At 74.2% G+C, this 14,771-nt stretch carries 11 protein-coding genes and 1 pseudogene; 9 read left to right on the top strand and 3 right to left on the bottom strand.

Annotation, left to right across the window (positions count from 1 at the left end; all coding sequences use genetic code 11):
• Nucleotides 1-114: 114 nt before the first annotated feature.
• On the top strand, nucleotides 115-3,717 hold the full coding sequence (locus G7Z13_RS14325; protein WP_240926213.1) for a glycosyltransferase family 2 protein: 3,603 nt from the start codon (nucleotides 115-117) through the stop codon (nucleotides 3,715-3,717).
• The gene (locus G7Z13_RS14320) at nucleotides 3,714-5,219 is read left to right on the top strand and encodes a DUF5719 family protein (RefSeq protein ID WP_165999387.1); all 1,506 of its coding nucleotides are present in this window, start codon (nucleotides 3,714-3,716) and stop codon (nucleotides 5,217-5,219) included. Before G7Z13_RS14325 ends, G7Z13_RS14320 begins: the two co-directional genes overlap by 4 nt.
• Nucleotides 5,220-5,308: 89 nt before the next feature.
• On the opposite strand, the gene G7Z13_RS14315 is transcribed toward G7Z13_RS14320, so the two are convergent.
• A complete protein-coding gene (locus G7Z13_RS14315; RefSeq protein WP_165999385.1) occupies nucleotides 5,309-5,758 on the bottom strand; it encodes a metallopeptidase family protein in 450 nt (149 codons plus the stop codon).
• A gap of 300 nt (nucleotides 5,759-6,058) precedes the next feature.
• Between G7Z13_RS14315 and G7Z13_RS14310 the strand changes: the two genes are divergently transcribed.
• Together G7Z13_RS14310 and G7Z13_RS14305 are read left to right on the top strand one after the other, a co-directional pair.
• Complete coding sequence (locus tag G7Z13_RS14310) at nucleotides 6,059-6,433, top strand: DUF3499 domain-containing protein (RefSeq protein WP_206313068.1); 375 nt, start codon at nucleotides 6,059-6,061, stop codon at nucleotides 6,431-6,433.
• 256 nt (nucleotides 6,434-6,689) lie between these two features.
• Nucleotides 6,690-8,054 carry a phosphomannomutase/phosphoglucomutase gene (locus G7Z13_RS14305; RefSeq protein ID WP_165999381.1) on the top strand — a complete coding sequence of 455 codons (1,365 nt, stop codon included), beginning with the start codon at nucleotides 6,690-6,692 and terminating at the stop codon, nucleotides 8,052-8,054.
• A gap of 140 nt (nucleotides 8,055-8,194) precedes the next feature.
• On the opposite strand, the pseudogene G7Z13_RS33650 reads toward G7Z13_RS14305, so the two are convergent.
• Nucleotides 8,195-8,389 (bottom strand): annotated as a pseudogene (locus G7Z13_RS33650) (hypothetical protein); the annotation flags it as partial.
• Between the two features lie 128 nt (nucleotides 8,390-8,517).
• Here G7Z13_RS33650 and G7Z13_RS14295 point away from each other — a divergent pair.
• The 4 genes from G7Z13_RS14295 (at nucleotide 8,518) to G7Z13_RS14280 (ending at nucleotide 12,535) form a co-directional block, all read left to right on the top strand.
• Nucleotides 8,518-8,688: a Trm112 family protein gene (locus G7Z13_RS14295; protein ID WP_007382472.1), complete on the top strand. Its 171-nt coding sequence runs from the start codon at nucleotides 8,518-8,520 to the stop codon at nucleotides 8,686-8,688.
• A 112-nt stretch (nucleotides 8,689-8,800) separates the two neighbouring features.
• A complete protein-coding gene (locus G7Z13_RS14290; RefSeq protein ID WP_165999379.1) occupies nucleotides 8,801-9,928 on the top strand; it encodes an SIS domain-containing protein in 1,128 nt (375 codons plus the stop codon).
• A 326-nt stretch (nucleotides 9,929-10,254) separates the two neighbouring features.
• Nucleotides 10,255-11,406: a mannose-6-phosphate isomerase, class I gene (gene manA / locus G7Z13_RS14285; RefSeq protein ID WP_165999377.1), complete on the top strand. Its 1,152-nt coding sequence runs from the start codon at nucleotides 10,255-10,257 to the stop codon at nucleotides 11,404-11,406.
• A 148-nt stretch (nucleotides 11,407-11,554) separates the two neighbouring features.
• On the top strand, nucleotides 11,555-12,535 hold the full coding sequence (locus G7Z13_RS14280; RefSeq protein ID WP_165999374.1) for a cation diffusion facilitator family transporter: 981 nt from the start codon (nucleotides 11,555-11,557) through the stop codon (nucleotides 12,533-12,535).
• 65 nt (nucleotides 12,536-12,600) lie between these two features.
• Here the strand turns inward: G7Z13_RS14280 and G7Z13_RS14275 are convergent, their stop codons facing one another.
• Nucleotides 12,601-12,900 carry a hypothetical protein gene (locus G7Z13_RS14275; RefSeq protein ID WP_165994886.1) on the bottom strand — a complete coding sequence of 100 codons (300 nt, stop codon included), beginning with the start codon at nucleotides 12,898-12,900 and terminating at the stop codon, nucleotides 12,601-12,603.
• 373 nt (nucleotides 12,901-13,273) lie between these two features.
• Between G7Z13_RS14275 and ahcY the strand changes: the two genes are divergently transcribed.
• Entirely contained in the window at nucleotides 13,274-14,731 is a 1,458-nt protein-coding gene (gene ahcY, locus G7Z13_RS14265) for an adenosylhomocysteinase (RefSeq protein ID WP_165999372.1), read from the top strand.
• Nucleotides 14,732-14,771: the final 40 nt, after the last annotated feature.

The raw sequence follows: 14,771 nt of genomic DNA, 5'->3' as shown, positions 1-14,771 counted from the left end.
CGGGCACAGGCGTCCACCGCAGTCCACCGAACCGGGGCCCGTACCTCGATGTCCGTGCACAGCCACACGGCAGTCGGCCAAGACGCCACTGCCCCACCCGAGTTTCCGCGTCACGTGGTGACGGCGGTCCTCGTCTCCCACGACGGCGCCCGCTGGCTGCCCGACGCGCTGAGCGGGCTGCTCGGCCAGGAGCGCCCCGTGCAGTACGTCATGGCCGCCGACACCGGCAGCGCCGACGACTCCGCGCAGCTGCTCACCGACGCCATCGGACCCGACCGGGTGCTGCACCTCGCCCGCCGCACCGGCTTCGGCCAGGCCGTCGAGGAGGCCCACCGCGCCGCCCCGCACCTCACCCCCGAGGACCTGCCGTATCTCAAGCGGCCCAGCGGCTGGGACCCCGTCACGCGCACCTGGCGCGACGACGCCTACGACCTGCCGGAACTGCCGCACGGCGAGCCGGTCCAGTGGCTGTGGCTGCTGCACGACGACTGCGCCCCCGAACCCGACGCCCTCGCCCAGCTGCTGCGCGTCGTCGACAACGAACTGGAGCTGGGCCGCGACGACGTGGCCGTCGTCGGCCCCAAGCTGCGCGGCTGGTACGACAAGCGGCAGCTGCTGGAGGTCGGCGTCTCCATCGCCCACTCCGGCCGCCGCTGGACCGGCCTCGACCGCCGCGAACAGGACCAGGGCCAGCACGACCACGTCCGGTCCGTGCTCTCCGTGTCCACCGCCGGCATGCTGATCCGCCGCGACGTCTTCGAACGGCTCGGCGGATTCGACCGGCGGCTGCCCCTCATGCGCGACGACGTCGACCTGTGCTGGCGCGTGCACGCCGCCGGCCACCGCGTCCTCGTCGCCCCCGAAGCGGTCGTACGGCACGCCGAGGCCGCCTCCCGCGAACGCCGCACCGTCGACTGCGCGGGCCGCACCACCGCCTCCCCGCACAAGGTCGACAAGGCCGGCGCCGTCTACACCCTCCTCGTCAACACCCGCACCGCCGCGCTGCCCTGGGTGCTGCTGCGGCTGGTGCTCGGCACCCTCGTGCGGACCGTCGCCTACCTCGTCGGCAAGGTCCCCGGACAGGCCGTCGACGAGATCCGCGGCCTGATGGGCGTCCTGCTGCGCCCCGAGCGGATCATCGCCGGACGCCGCCGGCGCGGCGCACCGCGGATCGACAAGGCCGAACTGCGGGCACTGTTCCCGCCGCCCGGCGCCACCGTCCGCGCCACCGTCGAACAGATCGCCGGCAACGTCGTCGGCCGCTCCGACTCCGAGACCCCCGCCGGTGCCGGACGGCACGGCGGCGCCCTCGAGTCCGGACCCGGCGGCGACGACGCCGACTTCATCGAGATCGAGCGGTTCGCCCGCCTCAAGCGCATCGCCCGCAACCCGGGCCCCGTGGTCTTCCTGGTGCTGCTGCTCGCCACCCTCGTCGCCTGCCGCTCCCTCCTCGGCGGCGGCGCCCTCGCCGGCGGCGCCCTGCTGCCCGCGCCCGCCGACTCCGGCGAGCTGTGGTCGCGGTACACCGACGCCTGGCACCCGGTCGGCGCCGGCGGCACCCCCGACGCGCCGCCCTACCTCGCGCTCGTCGCCCTGCTGTCGTCCCTGCTGTTCGGCTCCACCGGACTCGCCGTCACCGTCCTGCTGCTCTGCTCGGTGCCGCTCGCCGGCCTCACCGCCTACTTCGCCTCCCGGCCGCTCGTCACCTCCCGGCTGCTGCGCGCCTGGGCGGCCGTCGCCTACGCCTTCCTGCCCGCCGTCACCGGCGCCCTCGCCGGCGGCCGGCTCGGCACCGCCGTCCTCGCCGTGCTGCTGCCGCTCCTCGCCCGCGCGGGCATCGCCGCCGCCGGCCTCGGCCACCCCGGCGGCGCCCGCGGCAGCTGGCGCGCCACCTGGGCGTACGCCCTGCTGCTGACCGTCACCACCGCCTTCACCCCGGTCGTCTGGCCCGTCGCCGCGGTCCTCGGGCTCGCCCTGCTGGTGGTCCGCCGTGGTGACATCACCGCCTACGGCCTGCGCTTCCTGGCCCAGCTCGGCACGCCGCTGCTGGTCCTCGCCCCCTGGTCGCTGTCGCTGCTGCCGTTCGGCTTCTTCCGGGAGGCCGGCCTGGAGTACGGGGCCGCCGGCGCCTCCGCGCTCGACCTGCTCGGCGCCAGTCCCGGCGGCTCCGGCACGGTCAGCGGGCTCATGCTGATCGGCGTCGTGCTCGCCGCGCTGGCCGCCCTGCTGCGCTCCGAGCGCCGCTTCGGCATCCGCACGGCCTGGGCGGCCGCCCTGGTCGGCCTCGTCTTCGCGGTGCTCTCCAACCGCTCCGCGTGGGCCGGCCCCGCCACCCTCGTCTACGGCCTCGCCCTCCTCGCCGCCGCCGTCCTCGGCGCCGACGGGGCACGCGCGCGGGTGGCCGAGCAGAGCTTCGGCTGGCGCCAGCCCGTCGCCGCGCTGATCGCCTTCGCCTCCGCCGCGGGCCCCCTGCTCGTCGCCGCCGGCTGGATGATCCGCGGCGCCGACGGCCCCCTGGAGCGCCGCGACGACCCCGCGCAGGTGCCCGCGTTCGTCGCCGAGGACAGCGGCACCCGCGACCAGGCCCGCACGCTGGTCCTCGACAGCGACTCCACCGCGCACGTCCGCTACACCCTGGTCCGCGGCTCCGGCGCCCGCCTCGGCGACGCCGAACTCGTCGCCGCCCAGGGCGCGAACGAGCGGCTCGACAAGGTCGTCGCCAACCTCGTCGCCGGCTCCGGCGCCGACCAGGCCGACCAGCTCGGCGCCTACGCCGTGCGGTACGTCCTGGTCCACAAGGGCGCCCCGCGCGAGGTCAGCCGGATCCTCGACACCACGCCCGGACTGATGCGGCTCAGCGAGCAGAACGGCAGCGCCCTGTGGCGGGTCGCCGACCAGGTCTCCCGCGCGGCGATCGTCCCGGCCTCCGGCTCCGGAGAGCCGCGGCCCGTCGCCGCCGGACCCGTCGAGATCCACACCACCATCCCGACCGGCGCCGAGGGCCGCGTCCTGCGCCTCGCCGACGCCGCCGCCGAGGGCTGGACCGCCACCCTCGACGGCAAGCCCCTCACCCCCACCACGGTCGACGGCTGGGCCCAGGGCTTCGAACTGCCGCCCACCGGGGGCACGCTGGACGTCACCTACGACGCCCCGCTCACCCACACCGCGTGGCTGTGGACCCAGGGCGCCCTCGCCGTCGTCCTCGTGGTCCTCGCCCTCCCCGGCCGCCGCCGCGACGTCGACGACGACCTCCCCGACGAGCCCGTGCTCCCCGCGCAGGCCGTCGCGGGCGAGGGCCGCCGGGCCCGCCGGCTGCGCGCCCAGGCCGAGGCCGAGGGCACCGCCCCCGGCGCCGTCCCGCCCCCGCCCCAGGCAGACCCCGCGGCTCCCGTGCCCCAGCAGCAGCCCCACGACGGCTGGGAGACCGCGCCCGCCGCACAGCAGCCCCCGTACGACCCGTACCAGGGCTACGGCCAGTCCTACCCGGCGGACGCCTACCAGGACGGTCAGTACGACCCGTACGCGTACGGCGGCCCGGCCCAGCCCGGGACGTACGAGCAGACGTACGACCAGCCGTACGAGCAGCCGCACGGCGAGACGTACGGCGAGGCGTACGGACAGGCCTACGACCCGACGTACCAGGCGGGTTACGACGCGCCGTACGACCCGGCGCGACAGCCGCACGGCAGCGAGCGTTCCGACGGGAGCCAGCAGTGAACCGCACCACCCTGTCCCTGATCGCCGGGGCGAGCGCGCTCGCCGCCGTCACCGCGGTCGCCTCGCTCACCGCCCCCGGCGCGGCCGGCACCGACACCGCCCGCGCGGCCGCCCGGCTGCCCGTCGAGCGCACCAGCGTGGCGTGCCCGGCGCCCAGCTCCTCCGACCTCGCCGAGACCTCGTACGCGTCCTTCACCCCCGTCACCGCGGGCGTCACGGGCGAGGGGAAGGCGGAGCTGCGCGCCGCGGCCCGCAAGTCGGCGAAGACCGGCGAGGACGCCGGGGCGGAAGGCGGGACCGGGCCGGCAGGCAAGGCCGTCCTGAAGCCCGGCGAGCCCGGCACACCGACCGCGGGGGACGCCTCGGGCGCGGAGTCGCCCGCGCTGACCGGCACCGCCGAGGGCAAGTACGCGCCGGGCTGGACCGTCCAGCAGACCACCGAGGTCACCGCCGGCACCGGGCGCGGCCTCCAGGGCGTCGCCTGCACCGTGCCGGACACCGAGTTCTGGTTCCCGGCGGCGAGCACGGAGGCCGGGCGCACGGACTACCTCCACCTCACCAACCCCGACGACTCCGCCGCCGTCGTCGACATCGAGCTGTACGGCGCGGAAGGGGAGCTGGAGTCCCAGGTGGGCCAGGGCATGACGGTCCCGCCGCACTCCACCGAGCCGATCCTGCTGTCCACGCTGACCGCCGAGAAGCAGCCCAACCTCACCGTGCACGTGACCGTGCGCGGCGGGCGGGTCGGCGCGGCCGTCCAGGCGCTCGACGCCAAGCTCGGCGGCGACTGGCTCACCGCCGCCGCGGACCCGGCGGGCAGCCTGGTGCTGCCCGGCATCCCCGCGGACGCCACCGCCGTACGGCTCGTCGCGTTCTCCCCCGGGGACACGGACGCCGACCTCAAGGTGCGGCTCGCCTCCCCGTCCGGCGAGATCACCCCGGCCGGGAACGAGACGCTGCACGTCAAGGCGGGCATGACGACCGCGATCGACCTCGGCGACGTCACCCGCGGCGAGGCGGGCTCCCTGGTGCTCACCCCGACCGACGAGGCGGTGCCGGTGGTGGCGGCCGCGCGGGTGATCCGGGGCAAGGGCAGCGCGCAGGAGTCGGCGTTCGTCCCGGCGACCCGCGCGGTGGACAGCCGCGCGAGCGCGGCCGGCAACACGGCGAAGGGCACCATCCTGTCCCTGACCGCACCCGGCGAGTCCGCGAAGGTGGAGGTCACGGCGTCGGCGGGCAGCGAGGGCGGCAGCCCCGTCTCGCGCACCCACACCCTCAAGGCGGGCACCACCCAGAACATCGAGGTCCCGGTCCCGAGCGGCCTCGAGGGCAGCTACGCGCTGACCGTGGAACGCCTCTCCGGCGGCCCCGTCCACGCGGCCCGCACCCTCACCGCCGACCTGGACGGCGTCCCGGCCTTCACGATCCAGACCCTCCCGGACGACCAGGGAACGGTGTCGGTGCCGGAGACGGAGCAGGACCTCTCGGTGCTCCAGGAGTAGCCGCGCCGGGCGCGGACCCACGGTGACCCGCGGGTGAGGCCGGACCGAGCAGCGGTGCGGGGCGCGGACCCGCGGTGAAGCCGGACCGCTCAGTCCTCCCCGTACCGCGGGTCCACCGTCTCCGGCGTCAGCCCCAGCAGCTCCGCGACCTGCTCGACGACGACCTCGTGCACCAGCGCGGCGCGCTCGTCCCGCCCCTTGGTGCGGATCTCGACGGGCCGCCGGTAGACGACCACCCGGGCCCGCCGCCCCTCCCGCGCGGGGATGATCCCGCCGAGCGGAACGGCCTCGTCGTTCCAGGCCTGCCCGGGCCCGTCCAGCCGCGGCACCTCCAGCACCAGGAAGTCGATGTCGGCGAGCTGCGGCCAGCGCCGCTCCAGCCGCTCCACGGAGTCCTGCACCAGATCCGCGAACACATCGGCGCGGCTCGCGGCGAGCGGAACCTGCGGCGGCGCGATCGGGCCGCGCATGCCCCGGCCGTGACGATCACGGCGGCGGGGCCCGGGGCCGGCGGCACGGGGCGGTACTCGGTTGTCCATCACTGGTGAAGGGTAGTCCCGACGCACGGCGTGTCGCTGGATGACCATTCCGGCCAAGGTTGGGCTCGATTCTGTATCTCTCCGCATCTCTCCGAGACCGACGACCGCGGGCCAAATGACGGCGTATGTGCCGACTGATGACCGCTCGGCACCCGCCCCGAAGGGGGGAATGTCCCTGTCTGCCCAGGTCAGCGGGGTATGGCGACAGAGGCGTGTGGGGCGTTTCACAGCACGACACGGTGGAGTGACCTGAGGGAGAGTCGTCGCGGCCCGCTCAAGAGTGCGGTACCGTCCAACGTCGTGAGCCCTGTACGTCGCTGTTCGCGCACCGCCTGCGGCCGACCCGCCGTCGCGACGCTGACGTACGTCTACGCCGACTCGACCGCGGTCCTAGGCCCGCTCGCCACCTACGCCGAACCCCACTGCTACGACCTGTGCGCCGAGCACTCCGAGCGCCTCACCGCCCCGCGCGGCTGGGAGGTCGTCCGGCTCCTCGACGGTTCGGCACCCGCCCGCCCGAGCGGCGACGACCTGGAGGCGCTGGCGAACGCCGTCCGCGAGGCGGCCCGCCCCCAGGAGCGCGCGGCCCAGGCCGGCGGCGCGGGCCGCGCGGCGGACCCGATGGAGGTCGCGCGCCGCGGCCACCTGCGGGTGCTGCGCTCGCCGGACAACTGACCGCGGGCGCCGGGTCCGCTTCCGCGCCACGCGCGTGACCGCCGACCGGACTCGTCCCATGCGCCGCGCCTGACCGCGAGCCGGACCCGCCCGCCCGGAACCCTCGCCACCCACACGGACGCCGGCCACTCCTCCCACAGCCCTGCCGCGCCGTTCCCCGACGACGGCGGGAAGTCGGCTCGCCGGACCATCAGGCAAGGTGTGAGCGTGGGCGGGTAGTTTGTGGTGACCGACAGGACTTTCAGGAGGGTTGGCCGTGGCTGCTGATCTGTCACAGATCGTGAAGGCGTACGACGTGCGCGGAGTCGTCCCCGACCAGTGGGACGAGTCGCTGGCCGAGCTCTTCGGGGCGGCGTTCGCCCAGGTGACCGGCGCGGACGCGATCGTGACCGGCCACGACATGCGCCCCTCGTCGCCGGGCCTGTCCCGGGCCTTCGCGCGCGGGGCCGCGGCCCAGGGCGTCGACGTCACCGAGATCGGCCTGTGCTCCACCGACCAGCTGTACTACGCCTCGGGCGCGCTGAACCTGCCCGGCGCGATGTTCACCGCCTCGCACAACCCCGCGCAGTACAACGGCATCAAGATGTGCCGCGCGGGTGCCGCCCCGGTCGGCCAGGACACCGGCCTCGCCGACATCCGCGAACTGGTCGAGCGCTGGAGCGAGTCGGGCGCCCCGGAACCCGCGGCGACGCAGGGAACGATCACGCGGCGCGACACGCTGGAGGACTACGCGGCCCACCTGCGCTCGCTCGTCGACCTGACCTCCATCCGCCCCTTGAAGGTCGTCGTCGACGCGGGCAACGGCATGGGCGGGCACACCGTCCCCACGGTCTTCGCGGGCCTGCCGCTGACGCTCGTCCCGATGTACTTCGAACTGGACGGCACGTTCCCCAACCACGAGGCGAACCCGCTGGACCCGGCGAACATCGTGGACCTGCAGAAGCGCGTCCGCGAGGAGGGCGCCGACCTCGGCATCGCCTTCGACGGCGACGCCGACCGCTGCTTCGTCGTCGACGAGCACGGCGACCCGGTCTCCCCGTCCGCCATCACCGCGCTCGTCGCCTCCCGCGAACTCGCCCGCAACGGCGGCAAGGGCACGGTCATCCACAACCTGATCACCTCCTGGTCGGTGCCGGAGGTCGTCAAGGAGAACGGCGGCACGCCGGTCCGCACCCGCGTGGGCCACTCCTTCATCAAGGCGGAGATGGCGCGCACCGGCGCGATCTTCGGCGGCGAGCACTCCGCGCACTACTACTTCCGCGACTTCTGGAACGCCGACACGGGCATGCTGGCCGCCCTCCACGTCCTCGCGGCCCTCGGCGGCCAGGAGGGCCCCCTCTCCGGCCTGGTCGCCCAGTACGACCGCTACGCCGGCTCCGGCGAGATCAACTCCACCGTGGACGACCAGTCGGCCCGCCTCGCCGCCCTCAAGACCGCCTTCGAGTCCCGCGAGGGCGTCACCCTCGACGAGCTCGACGGCCTCACCGTCACCGCCGCCGACTGGTGGTTCAACGTCCGCCCGTCCAACACCGAACCGCTTCTGCGCCTCAACGCCGAGGCCCGCGACGAGACGACGATGGCCAAGGTCCGCGACGAGGTGCTGAGCATCATCCGCGGCTGAGCGGGCGCGGCCGGAGCCGCTGCCGCCTTCGGGGCACGCCGCAGCCGGGGGCGCGGGGCACGGGGGCGCGGGGGCGCAGCCCTCGTCGCGGTCCAGGTGCGGAGCCCCGGGGGCGGGGAATCGGCAGGGGGCGGGCGCCGGGGGCCCGGCCGCGGCTCGTAGGCGGCGGGGTGCGGCCAGACGTGGGCGAAGACCGCGCGGGGGAGGCCGTCGGCCGCGTGCTCGTCGCCGAGGACGCGGTGGGCGAGTCCGTGGACGAGGGTGGCGAAGCGGTCGTACAGCTCCCCCCCCCCCCCCCCCCCCCCCCCCCCCCCCCCCCCCACCACCCCGCCCAACCCCCCGTGCACCACCCCCCACGGCGGTACGCTGACCAGGCACAACCCACCCCACCACGCGCCCCTGCCCCCGACCCACGCCCGCCCCGACCACCACGACGACCCCGACCACCCCGAAGGGACCCCTCATGCCGCTCGAAGCCGGCCTCCTGGAGATCCTCGCCTGCCCGGCCTGCCACGCCCCCCTCAAGGAGCAGGACACCGAGCTGATCTGCACCGGCCAGGACTGCGGCCTGGCGTACCCCGTCCGCGACGGCATCCCCGTCCTCCTCGTCGACGAGGCCCGCCGCCCGGCATAATGCGGCGCCCCGGGAGCACCCGGAACCGGACACACCCGGCACCCGGCCCGCCCACCCACCCAGAACCGCAGGCGACCCGCACAGACGACCCGGCGTTCGGAGGCTGCCGCCCATGCTCGACGAATCGCTGCTCGACACCCCCGAGGCCCTGGCCGAGGCCGACCACCGCGGCCTGCTGCGCGGAGCCGCCGAAGCCGGTGCCCGCGTCCGCACGGCGGCCCGCAACGCCGCCGAGGCAGGCGTCGGCGAGCTGAAACCGGACGGCCGCCCCCGCGCGGTCCTGATCGCCGGCCCGGGCGCCGCGGCCACCCACGCCGCCGACCTCCTCGGCACCCTCGCCGGCCCGGGCAGCCCCGTCACCCGCCTCGCCCCCACCGGCGTGGCCCCGGCCGCCGGAGCCCTGCGCTGGGAACTCCCCGGCTGGGCCGGCTCGGTGGACCTGCTCCTGATCACCACCCCGGACGGCACGGAACCCGGCCTCGCCCTGCTCGCCGAGCAGGCCTACCGCCGCGGCTGCGCCGTCGTCGCCGTGGCCCCGCCCGGCACCCCGCTCGCCGAGGCCGTCGCCGGCGCCCACGGTCTCTTCGTACCGATGGCCACCGCCCCGTACGACCAGGACGAGCCCCTCGCGGCCTCCGCCCCCGGTGTGCTGTGGGCGCTGCTCACCCCGCTCCTCGCCCTCCTGGACCGCATCGGCCTGCTCGGTGCCTCCACCGAGGCGCTGGACAAGGTCGCCGACCGCCTCGACCACGTCGCCGAACGCTGCGGCCCGGCCATCGCCACGTACAGCAACCCGGCCAAGACCCTCGCCGCGGAGCTGGCCGACGCGCTCCCGGTGATCTGGACCGAGGGCACCTCGGCGGGCCCCGCGGGCCGCCGTTTCGCCGCCGCCCTCGCGGAGCTGTCCGGCACCCCGGCGGTCGTCGCCGAACTGCCCGAGGCGCTTGCCGCGCACAGCGCCCTGCTCGCCGGCCCCCTCGCGGCCCGCGCCAATCCGGACGACTTCTTCCGCGACCGCGTCGAGGAGGCACCCGCCCTGCACGCGCGCGTGGTCCTGCTCCGCGACCGCCCGATCGCCGGCCTCACCGCCGCCCCCGCGGCCCGTGACCTGGCCCTGAGCCACGACACGCCGATCAGCGAACTCGAACCCGACCCGGGCTGCGAACTGGAGACTCTCGCGGAACTGATCGCCATGACGGATTTCGCCGCCGTTTACCTGGCGCTCGCTTCAAGGGCCTGATGTTGCCGGGGACACCCTGACCCGAACGCCGCGGACCACGGGCCAGGCCTCGCACCGCACCGGACAGCCCTGGAGGAACCCCGACAGGCCTCCCTGACGAGGCCCCGACAAACACCCCTTGGGGACGGCCGGCCTGGGAGCACCCCGAGCGCCCACCAGACGCCGCATCACAAGCGCCCCAAGCGCCCAGCGCTCCACGAGCACCCGCCCAGCGCCCACCGGCACCCGCCCAGTGCTCCGAGCGCCGCAGGCCCAACGCCCCCCAAGCACCGACCGGAGCCCCGCCGAGCCCCCACCCCGCCGGCAGAAAGACCCAGAGAACACTCATGGACCGCCTCGACAACACCATCCGCCCCTACGCCTGGGGCTCGCCCACCGCGATCCCGCACCTCCTCGGCGTCGAACCGACCGGCGAACCCCAGGCGGAGATGTGGATGGGCGCCCACCCGGGCGCACCCTCCCGCACCCCGCGCGGCACCCTCGCCGACGTCATCGACGCCGACCCGGAGCGGGAGCTGGGCCGGGCGGCCGTCGCCCGCTTCGGCCCCCGCCTCCCCTTCCTCCTCAAGCTCCTCGCCGCCGGCGCCCCCCTCTCCCTCCAGGTCCACCCCGACCTCGCCCAGGCGCAGGAGGGATACGCGGACGAGGAACGCCGCGGCATCCCCGTCGACGCCCCGCACCGCAACTACAAGGACGCCAACCACAAGCCCGAACTGATCTGCGCGCTCACCGAGTTCGACGGCCTGTGCGGCTTCCGCGACCCGGTCCAGGCCGCCGGCCTCCTCGACGGCCTCGGCGTGGACTCCCTGAAGCCGTACGCCGACCTGCTGCGCGCCCACCCCGAGGACGCGGCCCTGCGCGAGGTGCTGACCGCCGTCCTCGGCGCCGACCGCGAGGAAATGGCCCGCACGGTCGCCGAGGCCACCGCCGCCTGCACCCGCCTCGGCGGCGCCTACGCCCCCTACGCCGACATCGCCCACCACTACCCGGGCGACCCCGGCGTCATCGCCGCCCTGCTCCTCCACCACGTGCGGCTCCAGCCCGGCGAGGCCCTCTTCCTCGGCGCCGGCGTCCCGCACGCGTACCTGAACGGCCTGGGCGTCGAGATCATGGCCAACTCCGACAACGTCCTGCGCTGCGGCCTGACCCCCAAGCATGTCGACGTCCCCGAACTCCTGCGCGTCGTCCGCTTCGAGCCGTCCGACCCGGGCGTCCTGCGCCCGGAGGCCTCCCCGGACGGCGAGGAGGTCTACGAGACCCCGACCGACGAGTTCCGCCTGTCCCGGTACGTCCTCCCGCAGGGCGGCCCGCGACGCGACCTCACCCGCCCCGCCCCCCAGATCCTGCTGTGCACGGCCGGCACCGTACGGGCCGGGGAGCACGCACTGCGCCCCGGGCAGTCCGTCTTCGTCCCGGCGGACGAACGCATCGACGTGTCCGGTGCGGGCACTCTCTTCCGGGCGACCGTCGTCGTCTGACGGTCCGGCAACAACCGATATGGGCACCCTAAGCAGCCCGTAAGGACCGCCTGGCGCGGTACCCGCACGAGGGCTGCAACAATGGCCCACCGTCAAGGACGGGCAAAGCCCGGCAACGGCGTACGTACGAAGGGAACCACGCCAACACATGAGCGCGTCAGGCGGTACCAAGGCGATCGTGGCGGCACTGTTCGCCAATCTCTCGATCGCGGCAGCGAAGTTCGTGGCGTTCCTCTTCAGCGGCTCGTCCTCGATGCTCGCCGAGTCGGTGCACTCGCTCGCCGACTCCGGCAACCAGGGCCTGCTCCTGCTCGGCGGCAAGAAGGCGCAGCGCGAGGCGACCCCGCAGCACCCCTTCGGCTACGGCCGCGAACGCTACGTCTACGCCTTCCTCGTCTCGATCGTCCTCTTCTCGGTCGGTGGCATGTTCGCCATCTACGAGGGCTACGAGAAGATCAAGGACCCGCACGAGATCGAGCACTGGTACTGGCCGGTGGGCGTCCTCGTCTTCGCGATCATCGCCGAGACGATCTCCTTCCGCACGGCCATCAAGGAGTCCAACGCGCTGCGCGGCAGGAAGTCCTGGAAGGAGTTCGTCCGCCACGCGAAGGCCCCCGAGCTGCCGGTCGTCCTGCTGGAGGACCTCGGCGCCCTCGTCGGCCTGATCCTGGCCCTCGGCGGCGTCGGCCTCGCCCTCCTCACCGGCAACGGCGTCTGGGACGGCATCGGCACCCTCTGCATCGGCGTCCTGCTCATCGTGATCGCCATCGTCCTGGCCGCCGAGACCAAGTCCCTGCTCCTCGGTGAGGCCGCGGGCCTGGAAGAGGTCCACAAGATCGAGGCCGCGATCGTGGACGGCACCACCGTCCCCCGCATCATCCACATGCGCACGCTCCACCTCGGCCCGGAGGAGCTGCTGGTCGCCGCCAAGATCGCCGTACGCCACGACGACACGGCCACCGAGATCGCCGCCGCCATCGACGCCGCCGAGGCCCGCATCCGCGCGGCCGTCCCGATCGCCCGCGTCATCTACCTGGAGCCGGACGTCTACAGCGAGACCGAGGCCGCCAAGGGCCCCGACCCGGAAGCCTCGCCGGGCGGCCCGGCCCCGCACAACGCCGGCCACTGACCTGACCCGTCAGACCCGAACGGACCAGGGGCCCTGCCGCTCGCCACGAGCGGCAGGGCCCCTGGTCACACCCGGGCCTCACAGATGCCGCGGCCACCACTGCGTGGGCTCCGACGGCCGCCGCCGCCCATGCCGCGCCCAGCCGCCACCAGCACCGCGCCCACCGCCAGCACCAGCCCCAGCAGCAGAAGCAGCGTCGGCAGCACCGGTACGACGCGCTCGCCGGTCACCCGTCCGATGACGGCCGCGGCCGGAACCGTGCCGCTGTGTTCGTCGGCGAACGCCCGTGAGCAGGAACAGCCGCCCCTCCGGCACCCGCACGTCGTACGGCTGACGCGGCCCGTTCCCGACCCCGTCCCGGACATACGGCTCCACCAGCGGCGTCCCGTTGAGCAGGACCCGCTCGCCGGCAGTCCCCGCGGCCCCCGCGCAGCACGCGACCCGGCGGGTGCCGACGGTCACGGCCGTGGACGGCCCTCCGCCCGCGAACGGCGTGATCTGTCCGACAGCGGACTGGGGGCGGGCGGGCCGACCGGTGTAGCTTGGGACGGAGCCAGACGTCGCTGCTGATGGCGGTCGGGCGGTCCCACCGGGGACCGACCGAGGGAGAGAGGGCCTCCGACGGACTGCGCTGCGTGTACGCGGGCATGCCTGTGTCCTCTTTCGGGCACCCCGGTGTCCGCCGCCGCGCAGATCAGCCGTACCCACCTCGACCCAACCTCCGAGGAGCAGCTCGTAATGACGACTGTCGAGAACCGACAGGACTTCAAGGTCGCCGACCTCTCCCTCGCCGAGTTCGGCCGCAAGGAGATCACTCTCGCCGAACACGAGATGCCGGGCCTGATGGCGATCCGCAAGGAGTACGCCGAGGCTCAGCCCCTCAAGGGCGCCCGCATCACCGGCTCCCTGCACATGACCGTGCAGACCGCGGTCCTGATCGAGACCCTGGTCGCCCTGGGCGCCCAGGTCCGCTGGGCCTCCTGCAACATCTTCTCCACCCAGGACCACGCCGCGGCCGCCATCGCCGTCGGCCCGAACGGCACGCCCGACAACCCGCAGGGCGTCCCGGTCTTCGCCTGGAAGGGCGAGACCCTGGAGGAGTACTGGTGGTGCACCGAGCAGGCGCTGACCTGGCCCGGCACCGCCACCGGCGGCCCGAACATGATCCTGGACGACGGCGGCGACGCCACCCTCCTGGTCCACAAGGGCGTCGAGTACGAGAAGGACGGCAAGGTCCCCTCGCCCGACACCGCCGAATCCGACGAGCACCGCGTCATCCTCGAACTGCTGACCCGCACCCTGGGGGAGAACCCCCAGAAGTGGACCCAGCTGGCGTCCGAGATCCGCGGCGTCACCGAGGAGACCACCACCGGTGTCCACCGCCTGTACGAGATGCAGCGCGAAGGCACCCTCCTGTTCCCGGCGATCAACGTCAACGACGCCGTCACCAAGTCGAAGTTCGACAACAAGTACGGCTGCCGCCACTCCCTGATCGACGGCATCAACCGCGCCACCGACACCCTGATCGGCGGCAAGACCGCGGTCGTCTGCGGCTACGGCGACGTCGGCAAGGGCTGCGCGGAGTCCCTGCGCGGCCAGGGCGCCCGCGTGATCGTCACCGAGATCGACCCGATCTGCGCCCTGCAGGCGGCGATGGACGGCTACCAGGTCACCACCCTCGACGAGGTCGTCGAGACGGCCGACATCTTCATCACCACGACCGGCAACAAGGACATCATCATGGCCAGCGACATGGCCAAGATGAAGCACCAGGCCATCGTCGGCAACATCGGCCACTTCGACAACGAGATCGACATGGCCGGCCTCGCCAAGGTCCCCGGTATCGTCAAGGACGAGATCAAGCCGCAGGTCCACACCTGGACCTTCCCGGACGGCAAGAAGATCATCGTCCTGTCCGAGGGCCGCCTGCTCAACCTGGGCAACGCCACCGGTCACCCGTCGTTCGTGATGTCCAACTCCTTCGCGGACCAGACCCTGGCCCAGATCGAGCTGTTCACCAAGCCCGACGAGTACCCGACCGGCGTCTACGTGCTGCCCAAGCACCTCGACGAGAAGGTCGCCCGCCTCCACCTGGACGCGCTCGGCGTGAAGCTCACCACGCTCCGCCCCGAGCAGGCCGAGTACATCGGCGTCAAGGTCGAGGGCCCGTACAAGCCGGACCACTACCGCTACTGATCCGCGCGATCCGAAGGATCCGGCCCGGTAGCCGTACCGT

The organism is Streptomyces sp. JB150 (assembly GCF_011193355.1).
In the GTDB taxonomy this organism is placed as follows: domain Bacteria; phylum Actinomycetota; class Actinomycetes; order Streptomycetales; family Streptomycetaceae; genus Streptomyces.
This window is presented reverse-complemented; position numbering and strand designations above follow the sequence as displayed.

Excerpts from the sequence above, each read along its gene's own strand:
- G7Z13_RS14315 (WP_165999385.1), bottom strand. The coding sequence starts at position 5,758 with ATGGACAACCGAGTACCGCCCCGTGCCGCCGGCCCCGGGCCCCGCCGC.
- G7Z13_RS14295 (WP_007382472.1), top strand. The coding sequence starts at position 8,518 with ATGCCGCTCGAAGCCGGCCTCCTGGAGATCCTCGCCTGCCCGGCCTGC.
- G7Z13_RS14290 (WP_165999379.1), top strand. The coding sequence starts at position 8,801 with ATGCTCGACGAATCGCTGCTCGACACCCCCGAGGCCCTGGCCGAGGCC.
- manA (WP_165999377.1), top strand. The coding sequence starts at position 10,255 with ATGGACCGCCTCGACAACACCATCCGCCCCTACGCCTGGGGCTCGCCC.
- G7Z13_RS14280 (WP_165999374.1), top strand. The coding sequence starts at position 11,555 with ATGAGCGCGTCAGGCGGTACCAAGGCGATCGTGGCGGCACTGTTCGCC.
- G7Z13_RS14275 (WP_165994886.1), bottom strand. The coding sequence starts at position 12,900 with ATGTCCGGGACGGGGTCGGGAACGGGCCGCGTCAGCCGTACGACGTGC.
- ahcY (WP_165999372.1), top strand. The coding sequence starts at position 13,274 with ATGACGACTGTCGAGAACCGACAGGACTTCAAGGTCGCCGACCTCTCC.